At 62.6% G+C, this 23,450-nt stretch carries 23 protein-coding genes and 1 pseudogene; 4 read left to right on the top strand and 20 right to left on the bottom strand.

Annotated elements, in window-relative coordinates; translation table 11 throughout:
* Positions 1-111 precede the first annotated feature (111 nt).
* Positions 112-1,029, top strand: coding sequence for a LysR substrate-binding domain-containing protein (locus MAFF_RS31665; protein ID WP_010915115.1), 918 nt, complete (start codon positions 112-114; stop codon positions 1,027-1,029).
* An 18-nt stretch (positions 1,030-1,047) separates the two neighbouring features.
* Here the strand turns inward: MAFF_RS31665 and MAFF_RS31660 are convergent, their stop codons facing one another.
* From MAFF_RS31660 to rpoZ, 17 genes and pseudogenes are all read right to left on the bottom strand, one after another.
* Positions 1,048-1,320, bottom strand: a complete 273-nt coding sequence (locus tag MAFF_RS31660; protein WP_032929525.1) for a DUF3303 domain-containing protein — start codon at positions 1,318-1,320, stop codon at positions 1,048-1,050.
* A gap of 86 nt (positions 1,321-1,406) precedes the next feature.
* Positions 1,407-2,870 (bottom strand): RimK family alpha-L-glutamate ligase, encoded by a 1,464-nt coding sequence (locus MAFF_RS31655; RefSeq protein ID WP_010915113.1) that lies wholly within the window; start codon positions 2,868-2,870, stop codon positions 1,407-1,409.
* Positions 2,867-3,973, bottom strand: a complete 1,107-nt coding sequence (locus tag MAFF_RS31650) for a peptidase C39 family protein (protein ID WP_044551583.1) — start codon at positions 3,971-3,973, stop codon at positions 2,867-2,869. Before MAFF_RS31650 ends, MAFF_RS31655 begins: the two co-directional genes overlap by 4 nt.
* Positions 3,974-4,181: 208 nt before the next feature.
* Positions 4,182-4,973, bottom strand: a complete 792-nt coding sequence (locus MAFF_RS31645) for an anti-sigma factor family protein (RefSeq protein WP_010915111.1) — start codon at positions 4,971-4,973, stop codon at positions 4,182-4,184.
* On the bottom strand, positions 4,970-5,488 hold the full coding sequence (locus tag MAFF_RS31640; RefSeq protein ID WP_044549821.1) for an RNA polymerase sigma factor: 519 nt from the start codon (positions 5,486-5,488) through the stop codon (positions 4,970-4,972). Before MAFF_RS31640 ends, MAFF_RS31645 begins: the two co-directional genes overlap by 4 nt.
* A 161-nt stretch (positions 5,489-5,649) precedes the next feature.
* Positions 5,650-8,392, bottom strand: a pseudogene (locus tag MAFF_RS31635) (DUF2339 domain-containing protein).
* A 192-nt stretch (positions 8,393-8,584) separates the two neighbouring features.
* Positions 8,585-9,346, bottom strand: coding sequence for a DNA repair protein RecO (gene recO / locus MAFF_RS31630; protein ID WP_010915107.1), 762 nt, complete (start codon positions 9,344-9,346; stop codon positions 8,585-8,587).
* 134 nt (positions 9,347-9,480) lie between these two features.
* Positions 9,481-10,638 (bottom strand): porin, encoded by a 1,158-nt coding sequence (locus tag MAFF_RS31625; RefSeq protein ID WP_010915106.1) that lies wholly within the window; start codon positions 10,636-10,638, stop codon positions 9,481-9,483.
* A 667-nt stretch (positions 10,639-11,305) separates the two neighbouring features.
* Positions 11,306-12,238, bottom strand: coding sequence for a GTPase Era (gene era, locus MAFF_RS31620; RefSeq protein WP_010915105.1), 933 nt, complete (start codon positions 12,236-12,238; stop codon positions 11,306-11,308).
* Positions 12,223-12,936, bottom strand: a complete 714-nt coding sequence (gene rnc / locus MAFF_RS31615; protein WP_010915104.1) for a ribonuclease III — start codon at positions 12,934-12,936, stop codon at positions 12,223-12,225. Before rnc ends, era begins: the two co-directional genes overlap by 16 nt.
* A 4-nt stretch (positions 12,937-12,940) precedes the next feature.
* Entirely contained in the window at positions 12,941-13,690 is a 750-nt protein-coding gene (gene lepB / locus MAFF_RS31610; RefSeq protein WP_010915103.1) for a signal peptidase I, read from the bottom strand.
* A gap of 77 nt (positions 13,691-13,767) precedes the next feature.
* A complete protein-coding gene (gene acpS / locus MAFF_RS31605) occupies positions 13,768-14,181 on the bottom strand; it encodes a holo-ACP synthase (RefSeq protein WP_010915102.1) in 414 nt (137 codons plus the stop codon).
* Complete coding sequence (locus tag MAFF_RS31600) at positions 14,178-14,777, bottom strand: DUF2062 domain-containing protein (RefSeq protein WP_010915101.1); 600 nt, start codon at positions 14,775-14,777, stop codon at positions 14,178-14,180. Before MAFF_RS31600 ends, acpS begins: the two co-directional genes overlap by 4 nt.
* Positions 14,778-15,039: 262 nt before the next feature.
* On the bottom strand, positions 15,040-15,441 hold the full coding sequence (locus tag MAFF_RS31595; RefSeq protein ID WP_010915100.1) for a VOC family protein: 402 nt from the start codon (positions 15,439-15,441) through the stop codon (positions 15,040-15,042).
* Between the two features lie 46 nt (positions 15,442-15,487).
* Positions 15,488-16,066 (bottom strand): orotate phosphoribosyltransferase, encoded by a 579-nt coding sequence (pyrE, locus tag MAFF_RS31590; protein ID WP_010915099.1) that lies wholly within the window; start codon positions 16,064-16,066, stop codon positions 15,488-15,490.
* Between the two features lie 30 nt (positions 16,067-16,096).
* Positions 16,097-18,325, bottom strand: coding sequence for a RelA/SpoT family protein (locus MAFF_RS31585; RefSeq protein WP_010915098.1), 2,229 nt, complete (start codon positions 18,323-18,325; stop codon positions 16,097-16,099).
* Between the two features lie 128 nt (positions 18,326-18,453).
* Positions 18,454-18,855, bottom strand: coding sequence for a DNA-directed RNA polymerase subunit omega (rpoZ, locus tag MAFF_RS31580; RefSeq protein WP_010915097.1), 402 nt, complete (start codon positions 18,853-18,855; stop codon positions 18,454-18,456).
* A 322-nt stretch (positions 18,856-19,177) separates the two neighbouring features.
* Here rpoZ and MAFF_RS31575 point away from each other — a divergent pair, with 322 nt between their 5' ends.
* Both MAFF_RS31575 and MAFF_RS31570 read left to right on the top strand, forming a co-directional pair.
* Positions 19,178-19,759, top strand: coding sequence for an NYN domain-containing protein (locus MAFF_RS31575; protein WP_010915096.1), 582 nt, complete (start codon positions 19,178-19,180; stop codon positions 19,757-19,759).
* A gap of 11 nt (positions 19,760-19,770) precedes the next feature.
* Positions 19,771-20,427: a uracil-DNA glycosylase gene (locus MAFF_RS31570; protein WP_010915095.1), complete on the top strand. Its 657-nt coding sequence runs from the start codon at positions 19,771-19,773 to the stop codon at positions 20,425-20,427.
* Between the two features lie 7 nt (positions 20,428-20,434).
* Here the strand turns inward: MAFF_RS31570 and MAFF_RS31565 are convergent, their stop codons facing one another.
* Positions 20,435-21,448 (bottom strand): zinc-binding alcohol dehydrogenase family protein, encoded by a 1,014-nt coding sequence (locus MAFF_RS31565; RefSeq protein WP_032929513.1) that lies wholly within the window; start codon positions 21,446-21,448, stop codon positions 20,435-20,437.
* A 110-nt stretch (positions 21,449-21,558) separates the two neighbouring features.
* Between MAFF_RS31565 and MAFF_RS31560 the strand changes: the two genes are divergently transcribed.
* Complete coding sequence (locus MAFF_RS31560) at positions 21,559-21,921, top strand: winged helix-turn-helix transcriptional regulator (protein WP_010915093.1); 363 nt, start codon at positions 21,559-21,561, stop codon at positions 21,919-21,921.
* A 31-nt stretch (positions 21,922-21,952) separates the two neighbouring features.
* On the opposite strand, the gene MAFF_RS31555 is transcribed toward MAFF_RS31560, so the two are convergent.
* Both MAFF_RS31555 and smpB read right to left on the bottom strand, forming a co-directional pair.
* Positions 21,953-22,696, bottom strand: a complete 744-nt coding sequence (locus tag MAFF_RS31555; RefSeq protein WP_044549817.1) for a glycoside hydrolase family 25 protein — start codon at positions 22,694-22,696, stop codon at positions 21,953-21,955.
* 87 nt (positions 22,697-22,783) lie between these two features.
* Entirely contained in the window at positions 22,784-23,263 is a 480-nt protein-coding gene (gene smpB, locus MAFF_RS31550) for an SsrA-binding protein SmpB (RefSeq protein ID WP_006202221.1), read from the bottom strand.
* Positions 23,264-23,450: the final 187 nt, after the last annotated feature.

Raw genomic sequence — 23,450 nt, 5'->3', positions numbered from 1 at the left:
GTTTCGATCCGGGCTGGCGACTTGATAAGGCCTATTCTAGTTGGTGAAAAAACTTTTCAAAAACGACGATTCCTGCGATTTTGATAAGTCCATCTTATCTATCTGGCGATTATGGTCACATCTCCATCGCTCAAAGGACTTCAGGCTTTCGAGGCCGCGGCGCGCGCGGGCAGCTTTGCCGCGGCGGCGGAAGAGCTTTCGGTCTCGGCGGCTGCTGTCAGCCAGCTTATCCGCACCGTCGAGGAACAGATGGGCCGCAAGCTGTTTCATCGGGTCAACCGCAAGGTTGTGCTGACCGAGGCCGGAGTGGAAATACTGCCACGGTTGACCATGGCCTTCCAGGAAATCGGCAGTGTCTCGCGCGAATTGGACGGCGATGCCTTCCGCCCGCGCCTGGTTGTATCGGTGCCGCCTTCGATGGCGATGGGCTGGCTTTCGCAGCGTCTGGCGGGCTTCGTCGCAAGCCACGGCGCCGCCGACATCTCGCTGCGCGGCGACGACGACCCGGTGCCGTTCGATCGCGAACTGATCGATATCAGGCTCTCCTATGGTCCGCACTATCGCGAGCACCCTACCGAGGACATCGCCCGGGACGCCGTCTATCCCGTCTGCGCACCGGGGCTTGCCAGCGCGATCAAGGCGGACGGCGGTCCGCTCGCCGGGCTGCCGCTGATCCACACCGACTGGGGACCGACCGGCGCCTCGTTTCCGTCCTGGCGCAACTGGTTCGAGGCTGAAGGTGTCCAGCCTGGCCGGGCAGCGCAGCGGGGCCTGTCCGCCAACTCGTCGCGCGCCGCCCTCGACCTTGCCATTTCGGGGCTCGGCGTCACACTGGCGCAAGGGGTCTATTGTGCCGAGGCGCTGGAAGACGGCAGGCTGGTCCGGCCCGCCGCCAGGGTGATCGCGCTGCGCCAGCCCTATTGCCTGACCATTCCGGAGCGCAGCGCCAGGCGCGATGTCGTGGCGGCGTTCCGCGACTGGCTGATCGAGGAATGCCGTCGCGCTGTGGGCTCGCCGGCGCTGCGTTGACCCGTCAGGCTCGCGTGGTCAGAGGTGCCCGCTCAAGGCCGCCACCATGTCCTTGCTGGTCGCCACCGGAATGATCTCGAACTCAACCAGATCGGCCCATTCGATCACCCAGCGCTGCAGCAGCGTGACGTCGTCCGTCTCCACCAGCAGGAAGCAGCGGCTCATGTCCGCGGCGATCCAGCTGTGGTGAACGACAAGCTCCTCCGGCTTCAGGCGGCCCCGATCGCGGAAACGGCGGTAGATATCCTTGCGGTCGCAGCCGGTGAAATCCTCGATCACGATGAACTGCATGTTTTCCCCCCAGTGTAATTCTTGGAAAAGCGTGAAGCGGTTTTCCGTCCGGAATTGCTTTAAAACAAAGAGATAGAGTTGAACCGTTACCGCCCCGGCCGGTCGAGGCGCTCCAGGAACCACTGCGTCAGCCGCACCCAGACCTCGTCCTTCTCGCCGGAATCCTCCCAGCCATGGTCGAGATTTGGGTTGTCGTTGACCTCGATGACGAAGACGCCGTCCTTGGTCTCCTTGAGGTCGACGCCGTAGAGGCCGTCGCCGATGCAGCGCGCCGCCTTGACCGCCGTCTCGACGACATGGGCCGGCGTCTCCTTCAGCGTGAAGGTCTTGATGCCACCTTGGTCGGGCTTGCCATTGGCCTTGTGGTTGACGATCTGCCAATGCTTCTTGGCCATCAGGTAGTGCACGGCAAACAGCGGCTGGCCGCCGAGCACGCCGACGCGCCAGTCATATTCGGTCGGGATGAATTTCTGCGCGATGAGAAGGTCGGAATCCTCCAGCCACTCGGTCGCGAGCCGTGTCAGTTCCTCTATATTCTCGCATTTCTTGACGCCGCGCGAGAAGGACGAATCCGGGATCTTCAGCACCAGCGGAAAGCCCAGCGTCTGCGCGGCCAGTTCGAAGTCGGAGGTGCCGGCGATCATCACGGTCGGCGGCACCGGCACCTTGTTGTAGGCCATCAGCTCGTTGAGATAGACCTTGTTGGTGCAGCGGATCATCGACAGCGGATCGTCGATGACGGGCATGCCTTCCTGTTGGGCGCGGCGGGCGAAACGATAGGTATGGTTGGAGATCGAGGTGGTCTCGCGGATGAACAGCGCATCGTAGTTCGCGAGCTTGGCGAGGTCCTTCCTGGTGATGGGCTCGATTTCGACGCCCATCTTTTCGGCGATCTTGGCCCAGTAGCGCAGCGAGGAGATTTCCGACGGCGGCAGTTCCTCGTGCGGATCGACCAGCGTGGCGAAGGTGTAGCGCGCCGGCGTGCGCCCCTTGGTGTCGCGCCATTCACGGTTGGTGTAGGTCTCCAGGCACTGGATGAAGCTTTTTTCCTCGTCCTCGGTCATGCGCGCCAGCGGATGGAAACCGATCTTGCGGATTGAAGCCCATTCCGCGCTGTCCTTGATGTGGACCTCGAGCGCCGGCGCCCGGAACCAGTCGAACAACAGCTTGGCGAAGCGGTCCCAGACCTTGGAGGGGCCGATGCCAAAGAAGATGCACACCTTGGCAGGAAAGACACCGCCGAGATCCTTGCGGCATTTGTTGAGTGCCAGCTCCAGTTCCGGCAGCGCATGTTCGTAGAGCTTGCGTTCGGACAGGTCGATCATCGTCTCGACCGTCGGAATGACCTTGTGGCCGCGTGAACTCGCCAGCAGCGAGGCATAGTAGCCACGGCTCTGGTAGCCGTAATTGTTCGACAGGTTGATGACCTTAGGCCGCTGGCCGCGAAACAGCGACGGATGCGCGAGATAGTCGCGATTGGTGATGATCTTGTGTGGTGTCGCCACCTGGTCGAGATCGCTCTGCCGGCCGGTAAGGATGACCCAGGTCATTGTGTGTCGCGCTTCCCTAGAGTGATGGCGGCACGCAGTCCGTCGCGGCCGAACTGCGCCATGTTCATGAAGATGCCGTAGGGCACGGGAATGTTGGCGGCATCAAGGATGGTTTCCTGCCTTTCGTCCTCGACCCAGGGATCGTGGATCAGAATATGATCGCCATCGTCGCCGATGGCCAGCACCCAATGCGGCACCTTCTTGCCGAACATCAGGAAACCGCTGATCAGCACCAGCACCAGTTTTCCCGCAGCGATCGCGGTGCGGATGTCATCGAGGGTGAACGGGCGGCAATTCACCGGGATGCCATAAAGTTCCGCGCGGCGGCGAAAGTCGACCTGGGCCAGTTCCATCACCCGGCGCTTGTCCTCGCTGCGCACCGATTGCAGGAACAGCGCGCCATAGAAGGAAACGAAGATCTCCGCCGCGAGCCCGCTTTCATATCCCGAGACAGCCAGGCCGAATGGTTCGCAGCCACCCGGCCCCGACATCATGAAGACGGTCGTCGCCTCGCGCCACAGGCGGATTTCCATCACCGGGTCGGGCACGAAGCCGCGGTCGAAATTCGCCATGGCCATCATCAGGCAGCATGGGCCGCAGGTGAACTCGCAGGTCTGCTGGTAGAACGGCACCCTGGTGGCGACCGGAAGGTCGCCGCGCAGGGTTTTCTCATAACGAAGCGCGGTCGCGCCGTCCTCGTAATAGCCAGGCTCGCGGCCAATCTTGCGGTAGCCGGCCTGCTCGTAGATGCGGATGGCCCGGCTGTTGTCCTCGCGCACTTCGAGACGCAGCATCATGCGGTCGTGCTCGAAGGCTGCCTCCTCCGCCGCGGTCAAAAGCTGGCGCCCGATGCCAAGCGCGCCGAAAAATGGGCCGACGGCTATGGAATAGAGACGCGCCACCCCACTGCCCTTGCGAAACAGCACGATTGCATAGCCGGCGACGCGGCCGTCGACTTCGGCGACCAGCGTCTCGGCGGTCTCCCGCTCGATGAACAGGCGAAAGGAGCGACGGGAAATGCGATCGCTCGAGAAAACGGCTTTCTCGATAGCGGCGAGATCATCGACATCAGACGCGCGGGCCGTACGGATCTCGGCAGGCATGCGACTTGAGAAAACCTCGATTGCGTTGCGGAAACGGCCCCGGTCAAAAGCGTCGCAAACACCGGCCGAAGCGCCGGTATTCATCAAGCGCTATCGCTCCTTGATTAGGGCCGAATTGTGACAGTTTCCGCGGCGGCAAGGAAGCCCGTGGGCTTTGAACAGGATCGCCATTCTGACAGGCCATTGGCTGCGAACAATTGCGGCCAACTCAGCTTGCGAGGCCTGCCAGAAGCTGGCCATAGGCATTCTTAGCCACGACCGCCAATTGCTCGCGCGGCAGCGAGCCGACGACGGCGCAGCCATAGCCCTTGTCCAGCCAGTAGACGGCCTGCGGGCCGTCCTGCGCCGAAGCATAAGTGCCCTTGGCATTCTCCACCGATTCCGCGGTGACGAAGAGGGATATGCGCTCGCCCTTGTCGTCCTCGTAGAGCAGCATCGCGGCCTTAGCTTCGCCGGCGGGCAGCAAGCGGCCGCCAACCAGTTGGAAGCCGTTCGCGGTCAGGTCCGGCGCCACCAGCTTCAGCCCGACCCGGTTGGACAGCCAGGTCTGCAAATGATCCTTGTCGCTGGCCGGCACTTCCACGGCATGCCGCTTCTCGGCAGCGTAGATAACATGGGCGGCAATCGCCTGTTCGGCGAGCCGATCCTCCGCCGGATCCTCCTGTCCGACGCCGTCCATGCCGGCAAAGTAGCCGCCAAATCCGCCCGTGGCCAAAAGCACGGCAGCTGCTGCGGCAAGCCACCAGCGCGATCGCGGCACCGCAGCCTTAACCGGCGCTTCGCCGAGCACCACCTTGCGCAAGCGCGCGGGAACAGGTTCATCCAGCACGCCGGCAAAAGCCGAGCGCAGCGCCTCCCGGTCGGCTGTGAAGCGGGCGCTCCTGGCCTTCATCTCGGGATTGGCGTCGAGCCAGGCATCATAGGCGGCGCGCTCGTCGGCAGGCAGTTCGCCGTCGAGCGCCATATGGATGTCACGTTCTGAAAAATCGCGGCGGATCATTTCTCGACGATCCTTATCGCGCGGCGACGCGCCGTGTCATCCAGCAACCCGCGCAGTTCCTCACGCCCGCGCGCGATGCGCGACATCAGCGTGCCGGCGGGAACGCCCAGCATGTTGGCGGCCTCGGCATAGGAAAAGCCCTCGATGGCGACCATGACAAGGGCCGCGCGGCGATCGGGGCTGATCGCCTGCAGCGCGTGGATGATCTCACGCGAGGCGATGCCCTCCAACTGCTCGGCCGGCTGGGCAACCGCCTCGCCTGCTTCCAGCGGCAGCATCGCCGCTTCGCCGCGACGGTTCACCTTACGCATCTGGTCGATGAACAAATGATGCATGATCGTAAACAGCCACCTCCTGGGGCTTTCTCCCGTCTGCCAGTTGTCGAGCCGCATGAGTGCGCGCTCGAGGCAGTCCTGGACGAGGTCGTCGGCAGAATCCCGGTCGCGCAACAGCGAGCGTGCGTAGCGGCGCAGTCGCGGTATTTCGCCAAGGATTGCTGCCTTCTTTTCGTCCATGACCGCTGGTTCTGAAATCGCCCTTGTTGATCCCGATTCAACGCGCCTTCCCGGCGCGGCGCAAGCGGCCAGCGCGAAGCGGTCCGCCGCCCCGGTCACCCAAGCAATGAGATAACGCTGGCGGGTGCCGGTTTATTCCCGGCTTGATTGAATTCCTGCCGTCATTGTTCGACGACCGGTATCTTCTCCTTCGCCGCGCTGGTCAAAAGCCGCTGGTAGAACAGGCCGATGCCGATCAGCACGGCGCCGAGACCGATGAAGGACATCGCCCTGAGTACGCCTTCCAGTTCCGACATGTCGAAGAGGAAGACCTTCAGCACGGCGATAGCGATCAACGCGGCCGAGGCAATGCGCAGCACCTGCGACTTCAGCCAGACGCCGGCGGTGAGCAGCGCCACGCCGATCACCAGCCAGAGCGCCGAATAGGTGTAGGTCTCCAACTGGCCAAGCCTACTCCACAGGCCGATGAACTCACCCTTGAACAGCCGCCTGACCGACAGGGTGGCATACGCAAAGGCAAGCAGCGCCGCGACCAGTGCCAGCATTGCCGAATACCATTTCGGCCGCTTGCCCCTGACATAGAGCGCCAGTCCGCCGGCGGCTACGGCCGGCAAGAGATAGGCAAGGAACAACAGGTTGAAGACCGGGATCCGGCCGGTCGATTCGTCCGTAAACAGCGGATTGAGCACCCCGAAATGCCGGACGACGATCAAGGCGACCGAAACCACGCCGGCCGCCATCGAACCATACCGAGCTTGGCGAGCGCATGTCGATGGCGACCAGGATGGCGCCGGCGCCGATGGCGATCAGCGTGTAGATCGCCTGTTCGGCGAGCGTCATCGGACCCGTGTCGATGACGCCGCCATGCATGGCGTGACGCACCAGCATGGCAACGGCAAGCAGCGCAAACAGCGCCGCGGCCGCTTCCATGGCGAGGCGCGGCCGGCCATTGGTGGTGCGGGCGAGTTGCCAGGCGGCGAAGCCGAAGGCGAGCGCCGGGACGCCATAGCCCGGCAGCAGCCAGTTGAACACCGGTGTCGTCGACAGGAACTCGGCGCCGACGATGGTCGGATCGAAGGCGACGCGGCCAAGCACGGCGATCACGGCGCCAACCGAAATCCAGCCGAGCACCGGGTACGAGCGCCAGCGCGTCGCCAGCGCCGGCACGATGGCTGCTGCACCAAGCAGAATGGTGGTCCAGCCGGAACTGAAAGCCATGTGCAGCATCAAGAGACCGGCGAGCGCCGCACCGACCAGGGCAAACGAAACTGCTATCCCGCCCTTGAGCGAAGGCTCTTCGGCGCGCGCGATCCACTCGCCGCCTCCGGCGAAAACCACGACCATCAGCGCTGCGACGGCGGCGTAGACAAAGTCGCGGTCGAGATTGCCGAAGGTGAACCAGAGTGCCAGCAGGATGACCAGTGGCACGACGGCACCCGATGCCGCCCATGAAGCGGATCGAAGCGGGGAAGATGCCGCGAATTTGCGGGCGGCCCACAGGCCCGCGCCGATGAAGACCAGGCCCAGCGCGATGCCGATGCGCAAGGTCAAGGCATTGGACGTCGCCACGGGCAAACCATCGACACCGAGAGCGCCGGCCGAAAAGTCGGACGCGATCGAGGTTGGCGGGATGATGCCAAGATAGATCATGACCGTCGCCAGTCCGGCGGCGTAAAGCAGCGGCAGCGCCAGCGGGCGATAAAGGGCGACAGCCACCATCGCCGCGAGGATCGCGGCACCCGGCAAGGCGTAGCCGGCCGCGGCGAAGGTCGGGTCGACCGACAGGCCCAGCGCCGAGAAGGCAACGAACAGGCCAGGCACGATGGACGGCCAGTCGAAGGTCCTGGCGGTTTCGTCGCGATGGCCGCCGAGCCAGACAAAAGCGAGCACGGCCAGGGTGACGGCATCGATGAACAGGATGGCGGGGAGGTTCACGCCCGGCGCGTCGGTCATGTAAAGGATAGTCCAGATGCCGGTGCCGAAAAAGGCCGCCGCCATCAGCGCTTTCCAGTCGCGCATGCGGGCGATGACAGCGGTGGTGGCGAGCACGATGGCGAGGTAGCCGAACAACGCCCAGGGATTGGGCGCCTGCGAGGCGACCAGCACCGGCGTCACCATGGCGCCGACGAGGCCGATGCCGGCCAGTGCTAGGCCATGGACCAGGGCCGCCGCGATTGTCGCCACGCCAATGGCACCGAGCAGCGTGAAGGCAAGCGCCGGGCCGATGAAGCCGTAAATGCCATGGGCGGCATAGACGGTGCCGAACAGGATGAAGGCACCTGCCGCCGTCAGGATCGCCGGAATATAGGCGCCGGCAACGCCTTGCACGGGCACCTTGAAGCCGGTGCGGCGAATGAACTCGCCGCCGGCGACCAACACCAGCCCGAGCACCGCCGCCATGGTGAGCCGCACGCCGGGGCCGAAGATGCCGGCTTCGATTGTGTAGCGGATCAGGAACAGACCACCCAGCGCCAGCGCGATGCCGCCGACCCAGACCGCCCAGCGCGTGCCGAGTGCCGTCTCAATATCCGGCTTGCCGGGGGGGTTGGCCCCTGCAACCGGCTCGGCAGGTTCCGCTGCCTTCGGAGCCTCGCTCGTGGACCAGGGACCGGACACAGCCTCGCCAGCCGGAGCTTCCGTTTCTGTAGCCGACGCCTGTACGACCGGTTCGCTCACCGCCGGCGAGGCAATATCGGCCGCGGCCGCGGGCACCGGCGCCGCTTCGGCCTTGCCATCGGCCGCCATCTGTTCTGCCGGCTTGGCCACCGGCGGCACGGCGCCCGACAGGACGAGACTGCGCAGCGCGCCAAGTTCGCGTTCGATCAGACCGATGCGGCTCTGCTGACGCGAAATAATGACGAACAAGGCGATGATGGCGACAAGGCCGATCAGGCTTTCAAACATGGCGGTTCCCCCAAACCAGGCCAGTTTTCACTGACGTTTCATTTCACTGACATCCAAATGCGGCGGCTAAACGGCTGGAAAACTCAACGTGCCGCCAGATTTGCGGCTGGAAATATCGAACATGTCTCGGTGCCGAAAGCCAAGACCTTGCCGCCGCGCGACGAACCAGGTCCGGATAACGTTCGACCTCTCTCATGCGGCATTGTCTCCGGCAATGGCCTTGCGCGTCGCGTGATGCTTGCGCAAGGCGGCGAGAAAGCCGGCGCGGGCATCGGGCTGTTCGATGGCACGCGGCTCATAGACGTGGCGCGTGAAGAAAAACCCGGTCAGCCGGAAGGCGTCCTCGACCGCCGCAGGATCGGCGCGCAGGCCGGAACCGCGCTGCAGAAAGGCCGGCAGCGCCAGCATCTTGTCACGCCACGGCGCGCCGGCCTCGCGCGACACCGCGCGGCCCGACTTCGGCGAGACATAGGCCAGATCCTGCCTTGTGCCGGTGGCGGCGCACTGGCTGAGGTCGAGGCCGAAGCCAAGTTCATCAAGGATCAGAAGTTCGAAGCGCGCCACCAGTTCGCCGGCGGCATCGGCATCGTCGAGATGGACGATCATCACGGAAAGCGCTTCGTAAAGGCCGCCATGCGCGTCACGCTCGGGCAAGAGGCGCAAATGCGCGGCCATGGTCTGCAGGCCGTAGACGGCGACGGCGCTGTCCATCAGCCGGGCGGCATTCATCTCGATGGCCTCGGCCTGGAACGTGCCGAGATGCTCGTCAAGGCGCGCCCGCCACAACAGATCGACGCGATTGCCTGGCTGGAGAACGGGCTGCTGCTTGCGCGAACGGCCGCCGCGCACAAGACCGAGATGGCGGCCATGCGCGCGGGTCATCACCTCGAGGATGGCGCTGGTTTCGCCATGCTTGCGGGTGCCGAGAATGATTCCCTCGTCGCGCCATTCCATTTCCGGAGCTTTTCACCGGTTGGATGGCGAAATCAAGGTATGGGCCTGGCGCCTGGGCCGGCTCTTGCACCAACGCATAAAAAAACCGCCCGCAGCAAGATGCTGCGGGCGGCCTGGTAAGGTCAGTCGAGCGGTTAGAAGTTGCGCTGGAAGCGGACGATACCGCCGACGCTGTCCTTCTTGTTGGCCTTGGTCCAGTTGCCGTAGAGCGAGGGGTTGCCGTAGTTGCCGTAGTGATCCCAGTCGACTTCGGTCGTGATCGTGAAGCCGGGAACGATGGTGTAAGCGACGTTCGCCGCAAGAGCGTAATTCTTGTCGTCGTCGGCAGATGCCTGGACGTTGAACGCCGTCTTGTCGTTGAACTTGTAGGTACCACCGCCCCAGACAGCCCAATTGCCGCCCCACGGCTTGTATTGGCTACGGCCATGAGCGTTGACGAAATTGCTGGGGTCCTTGAGATTGTCGTCGGTGCCGTAGCCGCCCATCACGAACAGCGACAGTTCCTTGGTGACGTTGACGTCCAACCGAACCTTGCCGGCCACTTCTTCATAGTTGCTGTCATAGGCGACGACGCCGGTGATCGCACCCCAGTCGGCCTTGTACTTCAAGCCGCCGACGACATGCGGAACATAGCTGTCGATCGTGTTGGCGCCGGTGCCTTCTTCGAGCGAGACGACGCCCGAGAAGCCGCTGCCAGCGTCGAAGTAGTAGCTGACGACGTTGGTATCCTTGATGCCGTACGGGATGATCGTGTCCTGGATAACATTGCCGGCATAGCCGATGAACTGGTCGTATACGGTTTCATCCTTACCGACGCGTAGGCCACCGAGCTGGATCCAGGCGAAATTGAGGGTAGTCCCCTTGTTGACACCCTGCCAGTCGGTGGAGGCGCTTCCGTCATAGTCGCCCGACTTGTTGCCGAACTGCCAGCGGGTCTCGGTAAAGGTCTTCAACGTGCCGAGCTCGGTCTCTTGGCCGGTATAGGTCCGCAGCGTGAAACGCATGTTCTTGTACCAGGTGTCGTTGGTACCGCCGTCCTTGTGATCCGCGACGTTATTGACGCCATCGAACGTACCGGAATCGCCCACGCCGATGTCATAGCGGAGGTAGCCGCCGATGCGCAGGCAGGTTTCGGTGCCCGGGATATAGAAGTAGCCGGCGCCGTAGACGTCGCAGATCTTGACGTATTCGGCCGGTTCCGGTTCGGCGACGACGACAGCGTCCGCGGCGCGAGCGCCGGAGACCGCGATCAGGGCCGCGGCTGAGCCGAGAAGGAGGCTCTTGATGTTCATTTTCTGACCTCTCCAGTCATAGTTTTAAATGGCTTCGGATTTGTGGCTGGCGGATATGTTTTCCCGCCTCACCCACAACGAAAAAGGCGCGCACCGCGTCCCCTTTTCGCGGCGAACATACCCATCAATCTTCCGCCTTCAATGACGGTTTTGAAAATAACGGCGATTCTTCGAACAGATTAATACCGTGTTGCACAAATAACACTCGCCGTATAGCAAATGGCACAATCGGAACAGCGTCATAAAATCAATATATTTCCTAATAATTTCTCGGCTAACGATATTTTAAACAAGTTACCATTCCACAAATATCCCATTAAATAGGACCTTTTTGACTATTTACGACAACAATCAGTGGTTATTTTTCGTTCCATCTATCGTGGACTGGCATCCAATCCACTTCGAGGTTGCGACGGATAGCCAAGCTGGTCGCTGGGTTGGCCATATCTGCCAAAGCAATCGAAACGCACCGACGCACGCTGTCGCATTCCTGATTTGTGACGGCGGGCCTCTCGCTCCGTGACAGTCACATGCCGGTGCGTGCCACCGGACAGGCTTTAGGGAGCCCAGTGCGACAGGTGCGCGAACGAGAACAATGACGGTCGAGAATCACATCATGTCCAGCGCCTGCGGTCAGCCAGCACCGCATCGATGACACGCCAGGCCGCTAGTGCGGGAATTCGAGCCCCATCTCGCGGTAACGCTCTGGATCGTCGCCCCAGTTCTCGCGCACCTTGACGAACAGGAAGAGGTGCACTTTCTGCTCGAGGATGCCTGCGATCTCCATGCGCGCCGCCTGGCCGATGGCACGGATGGTTTCGCCCTTGTGGCCGAGCACGATCTTCTTCTGGCTGTCGCGCTCGACATAGATGGTCTGGTCGATGCGCACCGAGCCATCCGGCTTCTCTTCCCATTTCTCTGTCTCGATATGCGAGGAATAGGGCAGTTCCTGATGCAGCCGCAGATACAGCTTTTCGCGGGTGATCTCGGCCGCCAGTTGCCGCATCGGCAGGTCGGAAATCTGGTCCTCCGGATAGTACCAGGGGCCGGCCGGCAGCGCCTGCGCCAGATAGTCGAGCAGGTCCTTGCAGCCGGAGCCGGTCAGCGCCGAGACCATGAAGGTGCGCTTGAACGGCACTTTCTCGTTCGCCGCCGCGGACAGGGCCAGAAGCGTCTCGTGCTTGACCCGATCGACCTTGTTGAGGATCAGCGCCATCGGCTGGCGCACATCCTTCAGCCGTTCGAGAATGGCATCGGCATCACCCCGGATGCCGCGTTCGGCATCGATCAGCAAAAGCACGATATCGGCATCCTTGGCGCCGCCCCAGGCGGTGGTCACCATCGCGGTGTCGAGGCGCCGCTTGGGCTTGAAGATGCCCGGCGTGTCGACGAAGACGATCTGCGCATTGTCATGCGTGGCGATGCCGCGCACGATGGCACGCGTCGTCTGCACCTTGTGGGTGACGATCGACACCTTGGCGCCGACCAACTGGTTGACCAGCGTCGACTTGCCGGCATTCGGCGCGCCGATCAGCGCGACGAAGCCGGAATGCGTGGCGGGGGTTTCTGCAGTTTCAATATCGGTCATGCCGCGTTCCATACACCTTCGCGCAGCAGAAGGGCAGCCGCGGCTGCCTGCTCCGCTTCACGTTTAGAACGACCGCTGCCGGTCGCCGGCTGAAATGCACCGACCCTCACACTGACGGTGAACAACGGATCGTGGTCCGGCCCCTCGCGGCTGTCGATCTGGTAGGCCGGAACGGCACTGGCCGCCTGATGCGCCCATTCCTGCAATTCGGTCTTGGCGTCGCGGCGCGCCGCACCGGAAGCCTGCGAACGCGGCTGCCAGTATTTGTGGATGAAGGCGCGTGCCGCCTCCAGCCCGCCGTCGAGATAGAGCACGGCGATCAGCGATTCCAAGGCGTCGGCGCGCAGATTGACGCGCTTGCGCCCCTCGAGCCCGCGCACATCCGATCCGGCGCGGATCAGGTCCGGCAGCCCGATATGTTCGGCGATCTCGGAAAGTGCCTCGGCATTGACCAGCGCATTGAGCCGCAGCGACAATTCGCCTTCCGCCGCGTCGGGAAACGCCGCCAGCAGCATGTCGGCGACGACCAGGCCGAGAACCCGGTCACCGAGAAATTCGAAACGCTCGTAATCGGTGCCGGCATTGGCGCCGCGGGCGCTGGCATGGGTGAGCGCGCGCTGCAGGCGCTGGCGATCGGCAAAGGCATGGCCCGTCCGTTCCACCAGCGCTTCGGCGAGCGCATCGGCGGTCAACCGCTTTGTTGCCGCCATGACCCTAATTGACGAAATGGAACAGGCGCGAAACGCGCATCAGCGACGGCCATTTCCAGATTTCGAGAGGGCTTGCCTTGCCGGCGATCGAGAAGAAGACAAGGTTGGCGCGGCCAACCAGGTTCTCGGCGGGAACATAGCCGACGGTGAACCGGCTGTCGGCGGAATTGTCCCGGTTGTCGCCCATCATGAAATAGTGGCCGGGCGGCACGTCGAATTCACGCGTGTTGTCGCCGATCGAATTCGGATTGAGGTCGAGCGTGTCGTAGCTGACGCCGTTCGGCAGGGTTTCCCGGTAGACGTCGATCGGCTGAGGCATTTCGGTGATATCGGGATTGTCTATCTGGCCGGTCTTCACGCGCGGCACGCCGACGCCGTTGATGAACAACTGGCCATTCTTCATCTGGATCTTGTCACCGGGCAGGCCAACCACGCGCTTGATGTAGTCGACGGACGGATCCGGCGGGAACTTGAACACCACAACGTCGCCGCGCTTGGGCTCGGAGCCCCAGATGCGGCCCGAGAAGAGGTCAGGCCCGAACGGCAGCGAATAGCGCGAATAGCCGTAGGACCATTTGGTGACGAACAGATAGTCGCCTTCCAGAAGCGTCGGCCGCATCGATCCCGACGGGATCGAAAAGGGCTGGAACAACAGCGTGCGGATGACCAGCGCGAGCAAAAGCGCCTGGACGATGACGCTGACGGTTTCGCCAAGCCCGCCGGATTTCTTCTGGGATTTTTCAGCCACGCTCATGTCGTCCTCGATTGTGCGTTGGATGTATAGAGTCTCGGCGCGCGCTGGGCAACGTCAATGCCGGTCGTCAAATGCAATCAATGTGGCGCTTGTTCGACGGGCAACGCCTCGATGATCACAAAGGCTTGAGCGAGCGGGAAATCATCGGTGATGGTGAGGTGGATCGCCGCCTTGTGCCCCGGGGGCAGGATTTTTTCGAGCCGTGCCAGCGCGCCGCCGGTCAGCGCCATGGTCGGCGCGCCGCTGGGCAGGTTGACGACGCCCATGTCGCGCCAGAACACGCCTTGCGCCAGACCGGTGCCCAGTGCCTTGGCGCAGGCCTCCTTGGCGGCGAAGCGCTTGGCATAGGAAGCGGCGCGGGCTCGTCGGTTTTCCGAACGTGCCTGCTCGACCTCGGTATAGATCCTCTGGACGAAGCGCTGGCCGTGACGCTCCAGCGAGTTCTCAATGCGCCTGATATCGATCAGATCGCTGCCGATGCCGATGATCATCGCGTAGCGGAACCGATGCTTGCACCGGGATGGGGCGGCTGCTCACCGCGGCTTGCGCGCTCGGCCAGCCGCTTGCGCCTCTGCTCGCGAAAGACATTCATCCCCCAGCGCGTGACACCGTAGAACAGGAGACCGAACACCAGCCCGAGCGGCACCGCGCCGATCAGCATGGGTTCCAGCACCGGATGCCACAGTTTTGCGAAGGAAAGCGTGTGCAGCATCTCGCCCAGATGCGCCGGCGGACCATGCGCCGGCAGGCGATCGTGCAGGATGAGCTTGCCGGTTTCCCAGGATGCGCCCCACAGAATGGGAAAAGTCAGTGGATTGCCGAAGAAAACAGCACCCAGTGCCGCCGCCACCAGATTGCCGGCAATCACCCAACACAGAACGGCGGCAATGATGAAGTGGAAGCCCACGGGAAAGAACGACGCGAAAACACCGGCCGCGACCCCGGCGGCCACTGCGTGCGGCGTGGCCTTCAGGCGCAGGATGCGTTTCGAGAAATACTGCAGCGAGCGCGAAAACGAACGGCGCGGCCACAGATAGGTGCGCACCCGCTCCAAAAGACCATCAGGCTTGCGGCGACGAAAAAGCACTCTTTTCTATTCCCGATACTTTACAGCTTGCATGCCGGCCGTCTTCAGCCGGGCTTCAACCGCCATATCTTGCGCTTTACGGTCGCCCGAAGGCAATCGCCACTTTGATATAGCGATCCGCAGCCCCGACAACAACCGAAGGCTACCTGCACAGCGGCCGCGCCGCCATAATCTTTGGTAAGGTTCACGTCTCCAACACCCGACAATCGCGGCGAATTTGAGAATGGCTTCGGCTTATTGTCGCAGCCGGATGCCTGAGACACTACCGCAAGTACTGGCTGACTTCGACAAGATTGCCGTCCGGATCGCGGAAATAGACAGACATCATCGGACCGCGCGCCCCAATGCGCTCGACCGGTCCCAGTTCGAGCGCAACGCCATTGGCTTCGAGACGGGCACGGATTTCGTCGAGCGGTCGTCCGGTAACCAGGCAGAAATCGCCCGACCCTGGCGTCGCCACCTTCGCCTTCGGCTCGAAAGTGCGGCGGATTTCATGGACATTGATCTTCTGGCTGCCAAAAGCCAGCGCTGTTGGCCGGCCCGGCGTGTCGATGCGCTCGAAACCCAGCACGCGCTGGTAAAAGGCGCAGGTCGCTTCGAGCGACGCCACCGTCAGCACGAAATGATCGATCCCGACGATCGTTTCGAATTTGTTTTCATGCATGTCGTTACTCCCAAAACCGCTGCACACTTTTGGGCGACATCCACGGTCAGATGTTGCGGCTGCCAGGCTTGACCGCAGGTATCGCGGCAAGCTCCGGCGGCAGCCGGTCCGGCGGATAGGCCGGAACCTCGTATTCGGCGAGCGCGATCAGCGGCACGCCGACATGGGTCTTGCCGGCCGAACGGTCGATGATGCAGGCGGCCGCCACCACCTCGGCGCCAAGCTCGCGCAGGCACTCGATGGTTTCGCGGATCGACAGGCCGGTGGTGACGATATCCTCGACGATGACGACGCGCGCACCCCTGGCGATCTCGAAGCGGCGCAGGCGGAACTCGCCCCCTTCCCGCTCGACCCAGATCGCCGGCACGCCGAGATGGCGCGAGGTTTCGTAGGCCGGGATCAGGCCGCCGATCGCAGGGCCGACGACATAGTCGATCTTGCCTGGCACCGCTGCCCGGATCTTTTCGGCCAGCGCCCTGCAAAGCCGCTCGGTCTTGTCGGCATGCATGAACACCCGTGCCTTCTGCAGGAAGACCGGGCTGCGCAGGCCCGACGTCAGGATGAAATGCCCCTCCAGAACAGCACCCGCCTCGCGGAAAATGCCCAGCACTTCATCGGTCTTCATCTGCGCCTGCCCCCAAATAGATCAGCCATGTCAGCCATTCACGCGCCGTGCATCGCTGACGCTCGAATTGTCCTTGAGCTGCGACAGCAGCCGGTTGAGATGCTTCAGATCCCAGACTTCGAGATCGATCAGCATTTCGGTGAAGTCGGGCGCGGTGCGCACCATCGACAGCGTATGGATGTTGGCGTCGTTGGACGCAACGACCTGGGCGATATCGGCGAGCGAGCCCGGCGCATTGATGGCGGTGACCGAGACACGCGCGGGGAAGCGCTCCTTGGTGCGCTCGTCAATGTCCCAGCGCACATCGATCCAGCGCTCGGGCTGGTCATCGAAAGCCTGCAGCGCCGGCGACTGGATCGGATAGATGGTGATGCCGGTGCCCGGCTGGACGATGCCAACGATGCGATCGCCGGGCACAGCACCCTCCGGCGCGAAGCGCACCGGCAGGTCGCCGCGTACGCCGCGGATCGGCACGGCGCCGTCGCGCGGCTGGTCCTTGTCCTTGCGCGCGGCGCGGCCCGGAATCTGGAACAGCATGCCGGCGGCGTTGCGGATCTTCGACCAGCCCTCCTCGCGCTGCTTGGGCGCTGCCGGCGTGACACGCTCGTCCTTGTAGTCGGGGAAGACCGCCTTCATAACGTCGGTGGAGGCGAGTTCGCCACGGCCGACGGACGCCAGCACGTCCTCGATATCCTTGCGCGCCAGCCGGTGCAGCACCGGCTTCAGGCTTTCCTTGGTGAAATTCTTGCCGGCGCGTTCGAAGGCGCGTTCGAGAATACGCGCGCCGAGGCCGGAATACTGCTTGCGAATGGCGTTCTTGGTGGCCCGGCGGATGGCGGCGCGCGCCTTGCCGGTGACGACGACCGATTCCCACGCCGCCGGCGGCACTTGCGCCTTGGAGCGGATGATCTCGACCTCGTCGCCATTCTTCAGTTCCGTCATCAACGGCATGATGCGGCCGTTGACCTTGGCGCCGACACAGGTGTCGCCGACATCGGTGTGCACCGCATAGGCGAAATCGATGGGCGTGGCACCGCGCGGCAAGGCAATCAGCATGCCTTTCGGAGTGAAGCAGAACACCTGGTCCTGGAACAGTTCCAGCTTGGTGTTTTCGAGAAAATCCTCGGGATTGTCACCTTCGGCAAGCTGCTCGATGGTGCGCCGCAGCCAGGCATAGGCGTTGGTCTCCTTCGAGATCGCATGGCCGGCACCGTTCGTCTTGCCGCCGGTGTCCTTGTAGATCGAGTGCGCCGCGACGCCGTATTCGGCGATCTTGTTCATCTCGCGGGTGCGGATCTGCAGTTCGACGCGCTGGCGCGAGGGGCCGACGATGGTGGTGTGGATCGAGCGATAGTCGTTCTGCTTCGGCGTCGAGATGTAGTCCTTGAAGCGGCCGGGCACCATCGACCAGGTGGTGTGGATGGCGCCGAGCGCGCGATAGCAGTCCTCGACCGTATCGACGACGACACGAAAGCCGAAAATGTCGGACAGTTGCTCGAAGGAAAGCGCCTTGGCCTCCATCTTGCGGAACACCGACCACGGCTTCTTCTGGCGGCTCTTCACGCCGGCGTTGATGGCATGCTTTTCAAACAGCGCCGACAGCGCCTTTTCGATGTCGGTCAGCACGCCCTTGTTGCGTTCGAAGATCTCGGCAAGCCGCGCGGTGACGGCACGGTAGGCTTCCGGATTGATGTAGCGGAAGGCGATCTCCTCCAGCTCCTCGCGCATGCCTTGCATGCCCATGCGCCCGGCCAGCGGCGCATAGATGTCCATCGTCTCCTCGGCGATGCGCAGGCGCTTGGCCTCCGGCATGTGGTCGAGGGTGCGCATGTTGTGCAGGCGGTCGGCGAGCTTGACCAGCAGCACGCGGACGTCTTCCGAGATCGCCAGCAGCAGCTTGCGCAGGTTCTCCGCCTGCTCGGCCTTCTTGGAGACGAGATCAAGCTTCTTCAGCTTGGTCAGGCCCTCGACCAGCTTGCCCATTTCGGGGCCGAACAGATCGTCGATCTCGGCCCGCGTCGCGGTTGTGTCTTCGATGGTGTCGTGCAGCAAAGCGACAGCGATCGTTGCCTCGTCCATATGCATTTCGGTGAGGATGGCAGCGACTTCGAGCGGATGCGAGAAATAGGGATCGCCGGAAGCGCGCTTCTGGTGGCCATGCTTCTGCATGGCATAGACATAGGCCTTGTTGAGCAACGCCTCATTGACGTCAGGCTTGTAGCGCTGGACGCGCTCGACAAGCTCATACTGACGCATCATGGGCGGAATCTCTCAGCGATGAAATGAATCATGCGCCGCACTGCTGTACGGCGCATGTCATAGATAGCCACGAAACTGCCGGGACGGAAGTGCCGGAAACGTGTTCCGGGCAGGTCCAGAAAACTCTCTTAGTAGTCGTCGCTCTTTTCCGGCGGTACCAGACCTTCGATGCCGGCCAGCAGGTCTTCCTCAGTCATGCGATCGAAGGTGATGTTGTCCTCGGCGTCGTCGGTTTCGGTGGCCGCGACAGCGGCGCCGGTCTGATCGGCGATCACCTCGCCATCGGCCTCGGGCTCGTCGACCTCGACATGCTTCTGCAGCGAATGGATCAGATCTTCCTTGAGGTCGTCGGGCGACAGCGTCTCGTCGGCGATCTCGCGCAAGGCGATGACCGGGTTCTTGTCGTTGTCGCGAGGAACGGTGATCTGTGCGCCCTGGCTGATCTGGCGAGCACGGTGGCCGGCCAAAAGCACCAGCTCGAAGCGGTTGTCGACCTTGTCGATGCAATCTTCAACGGTTACGCGGGCCATGGACTGCCCCTTTCATGCCTGGATTTGATGGAAAACAGGCGCGGTCCATAACCCGAACGCCGCCAAAATACAAGCATCATGGCATTGGCGGGGCTATTGGGCGCTCAGTCCCCCTGCCCGGACGACGGATTTGGCAAAACCGGCCGCGTCGTTCGTTCGACGCCGCGATCACAATTGCTTGCATTGCCCCATCATGCCTTGGATTGCCACCAAACTGGCGTTATCTCGGATGGACAAGGTCAGCCGTTTATTAAGAGGCTGACCGATAGTCGCTATCGCATTTCGTTTAGACGGCCGCATTTTTCGAAAAGGAATATTTTCCATGTTCGACCCACGTGAAAAAATCGCCCTGTTCATCGACGGTGCCAATCTCTACGCCACCTCGCGGGCGCTCGGCTTCGACATCGACTATCGCAAGCTCTTGTCGAGTTTCCAGAAGCGCGGCTATCTCTTGCGCGCCTATTATTACACGGCGCTGGTCGAGGATCAGGAATATTCCTCGATCCGCCCGCTGATCGACTGGCTCGACTACAACGGCTTCAAGGTGGTGACCAAGCCCGCCAAGGAATTCACCGACTCGACCGGCCGCCGCAAGATCAAGGGCAATATGGACATCGAACTCACCGTCGATGCGCTGGAGCTCGCCGATGTCGTCGACCACTATGTCATTTTCTCCGGCGACGGCGATTTCCGCACGCTGGTCGAAGCGCTGCAACGGCGCGGCCGCAAGGTGTCGATCGTCTCGACCATGGCCTCGCAACCGCCGATGATCTCGGACGATCTGCGCCGCCAGGCCGACCACTTCATCGACCTGACGACGCTGAAGAACGAAGTCGGCCGCGATCCCTCGGAGAGGCCCGTGCGCCGTCCCGAACCGGCTGAAGTCGATGAGGATGACTACTGAGGCCGGTCGCCTTGACCGCCCTCTCCCAAGCCGAACCGGGTCGCGACTGCCCGCTCTGCCCGCGGCTGCATGATTTCATAGCCGAGTGGCGGCAGCGCGAGCCGTCCTGGTTCAACGCGCCGGTGCCGACCTTCCTGCCGCCGCAGGGCGAGGACACGGTCCAGCTTCTGATCGTCGGGCTGGCGCCCGGCCTGCGCGGCGCCAACCGCACCGGACGCCCCTTCACCGGCGACTATGCCGGCGACCTGCTCTACTCGACGCTGATCGCGCACGGCTTTGCACGGGGTGAGTTCAAGGCGCGGCCCGATGACGGGCTGGAGCTTGTCGGCACGGCGATCACCAATGCGGTGCGCTGCGTGCCGCCGGAGAACAAGCCTGTCGGCGCCGAGATCGCCACCTGCCGAACATTCCTGGTGCCGACGATCGCGCGCTTTCCCAAGCTACGCGCGGTGCTGGCGCTTGGATCGATCGCGCACCAGTCGACCGTGCGGGCGCTCGGCGGGCGCGTTGCCGCCTATCCGTTCAAGCATGGCGGGCAGTTGCCGGCCGGCGGCATCGCGCTGTTTTCCAGCTATCATTGCTCGCGCTACAACACCAACACCGGTGTCCTGACGGAAGAAATGTTCGTCAACGTGTTCAGCGAGATCGCGGCGTTCCTGCGGAAATAACGCCCTTTCAGAACCCCTCCAGCACGATCTTGCCCTTGGCCTTGCCGGTCTCGATCAGTGCATGGGCGCGCTTCAGATTGGCGGCATTGATCCGACCGAAGGTTTCGCCCAAGGTGGTGCGGACGGTGCCTGCGTCGACAAGGCGCGACAACTCGTTCAGATGCCCGCCCTGCGCGGCCATGTCCTGCGTCTCGAACAGCGAGCGGGTGAACATCAGTTCCCAATGGACCGAAACGCTCTTGCGTTTGAACGGACTGATATCCAGCGTCTGGGGATCGTCGATCACCCCGAACCGGCCTTGCGGTGCGATCAATTCGGCAATCTCGGCCAGGTGCCGGTCGGTGTTGGTTGTCGAGAACACGAAGGCTGGTGCGCCGATACCGAGTGCCGCGACTTCGGCAGCCAGCGGCTTGGAATGATCGATGACATGATGGGCGCCAAGCCCAAGCACCCAGTCGCGTGTCTCTGGCCTTGATGCGGTGGCGATTACCGTCAGATCGGTCAGTTGGCGTGCAAGCTGAACCGCGATCGAGCCGACGCCGCCGGCGCCGCCGATGATCAGGATGGCATTCGCGGCACCCACGACAGGCTTCTTCACGTCAAGGCGATCGAACAGCGCCTCAAAAGCGGTGATCGCCGTCAGCGGCAGCGCGGCAGCCTGCGCATAGTCGAGCGAACTGGGCTTGCGGCCGACGAGGCGCTCATCGACAAGGTGGAACTCGGCATTGGTGCCTTGCGGCGCGAGCGCACCGGAATAGAAGACGTCGTCTCCGGGCTTGAACAGGCTGGCATCCTGCCCCGTTGCAACGACCCGGCCGGCAGCGTCCCAGCCAAGCACACGCCAGCTTCCGGCTTCGGGTTTGGCACTTCGCCTTATCTTGGTGTCAACGGGATTGACCGAGATCGCCTTTACCTCGACCAGCAGTTGACGGCCTTTCGGCTCCGGCTTGGGCAGGTCGATATCGACAAGGGAGGCTTCATCGGTGATCGGGGCTGGGATTTGATAGCCGACGGCGCGCATTCTGGTCTCCGCGATTGCTGTTGAGCTTTGTCTGGGGCAGAGATGCGGATTATGTGCGTCAAGCGCAAGAATGCACATATAAAGCACATAGTGTCGAAAAGGATACCGTGATGCCGCGCATTCGTCATGAACGATTCGATTGCAGCCCCGGCTGCACCGTGGAGGGAACGCTGCGCTATATCGACGGAAAGTGGAAAGGCGTCGTGCTCTACCATCTGTTCGAGGGTACGCTGCGCTTCAACGAAATCCGCCGGCGCATTCCGAACTGCACGCAGCGCATGCTGACCAATCAGTTGCGCGAACTGGAAGCCGATGGGCTGATTGATCGCAAGATCTATCCGGAAGTGCCGCCGAAGGTGGAATACAGCCTGACACCGCGTGGCAGAAGCCTGGCGCCGGTGATCACCGCCTTGAAAGAATGGGGCGATGCGAATGTGACGCTGGCGCCGGAGGTTTCGCAGGTTGCAGCATAAAGCGGCAGTGAGCGCTGTTCCCTGAATGGGTTCACGGGGACGGCGGAGCGTCCGGAGGGATCGATCCCGGTGATGCTGAAAACAGCGCGGCTAGCACGACCGGCCCGCCCTGCAGAACGTTCAGGTCGACGTTGCCCTGGATGCCATCCACGCGCCCCTGGTTGTGGTACTGCCAATAGACCCAGTCGTGGCGGTCCGGCTCCATGAGCAGCGAGCGAAGCCAGAGCGGGCGAGCAGCGATCTGCCGGGCATAGGCGGCCTCCGCCTCATCGGTCAGATAGACGATCGCCGTCTTGCCGAACGCCGCCTCGACGGGTCCGAGGAAAGCCTGGAGTTCAGCATTCAACTGTTCAGGCGACGGACGCTGCGGACAATTGCCGCCGAACTCGACATCGACCACCGGCGGCAGCAGAGGCTGATCGTGCGGTACCACCGAGATGAAATTCTTCGCCTGGTCGGCGCCGGGCCGGCAGAAGGTGAAGAAATGATAGGCGCCGACGGCGATGCCAGCCGCGCGGGCCTCACGCAGATTGGTGGCAAAGGCGCGGTCGACATGATCGCCGCCCTCGGTCGCCTTGATGATGGCGAAGGCGACATCGTCGGCGGCAACGCGCCGCCAGTCGATCTGGCCCTGATGATGCGAGACGTCGATGCCTCTGACCGGATATTTGCTACGGTCGGGAGAATAGGTGTGGAAGTAGATGAAGCCGCCTGCCACGCCCAGCGCTGCAAAAACCAGGCAGACCGATCCCCATAGGATGATCCGGTTCTTCAAAGGCTATCCCCTCTGGTATCTGCCGGTTGCGCTTGCCCGAAACTTGGAAGCCAACCTGGCTTTTCGAGGGCTACCGCCTGACGTCTCTCACCCACGCTCCTTCAAGAGCCGGCCCTTCTCACGCGACCAGTCGCGCTGCTTTTCGGTTTCGCGCTTGTCGTGCAATTTCTTGCCGCGGCCGACGGCGAGCAGCAGCTTGGCGCGGCCCTGGTCGTTGAAATAGATTTTTAGCGGCACCAGCGTCATGCCTTCACGGTCGACGCTCTGCGACAGCTTGGCCATCTCGCGCTTGTTGAGCAGGAGCTTGCGCCGCCGCCTGGGCTCATGGTTGAAGCGGTTGGCCTGCAGATATTCGGGCAGATAGGAATTGATCAGCCAAATTTCGCCGCCTTCGACCGAGGCATAGCTGTCCTGGATATTGGCCTGGCCCTGGCGCAGCGACTTGACCTCGGTGCCGGTCAGCACCAAGCCGGCCTCGATCGTGTCGAGCACCTCATAGGAAAACCGCGCCTTGCGATTTTCCGCAACGGTCTTGTTGTTGGGATCGGCTTTTCTGACTTGATTCATAACGTCTAGAGTCCGTTTCGAAACTCGCCCCTGCGAGTCAGATGATGGTGCCACTAGAGCGCCGCGCGTTATCAAACGCGCAAAGGACGCTCTAGAAATCCGACTTTGCGCATGGCCTTTTCCGAAAGCAAAGTGCTTTCGAAGCCATGCGCGAAACCGGAGCGGAGCGTACATATAGTACGTGAGC

This window comes from Mesorhizobium japonicum MAFF 303099 (assembly GCF_000009625.1).
Lineage (GTDB): Bacteria > Pseudomonadota > Alphaproteobacteria > Rhizobiales > Rhizobiaceae > Mesorhizobium > Mesorhizobium japonicum.
Note: the sequence above shows the minus strand (reverse complement) of the source record. Positions and strands in the feature narration are given on the sequence as shown.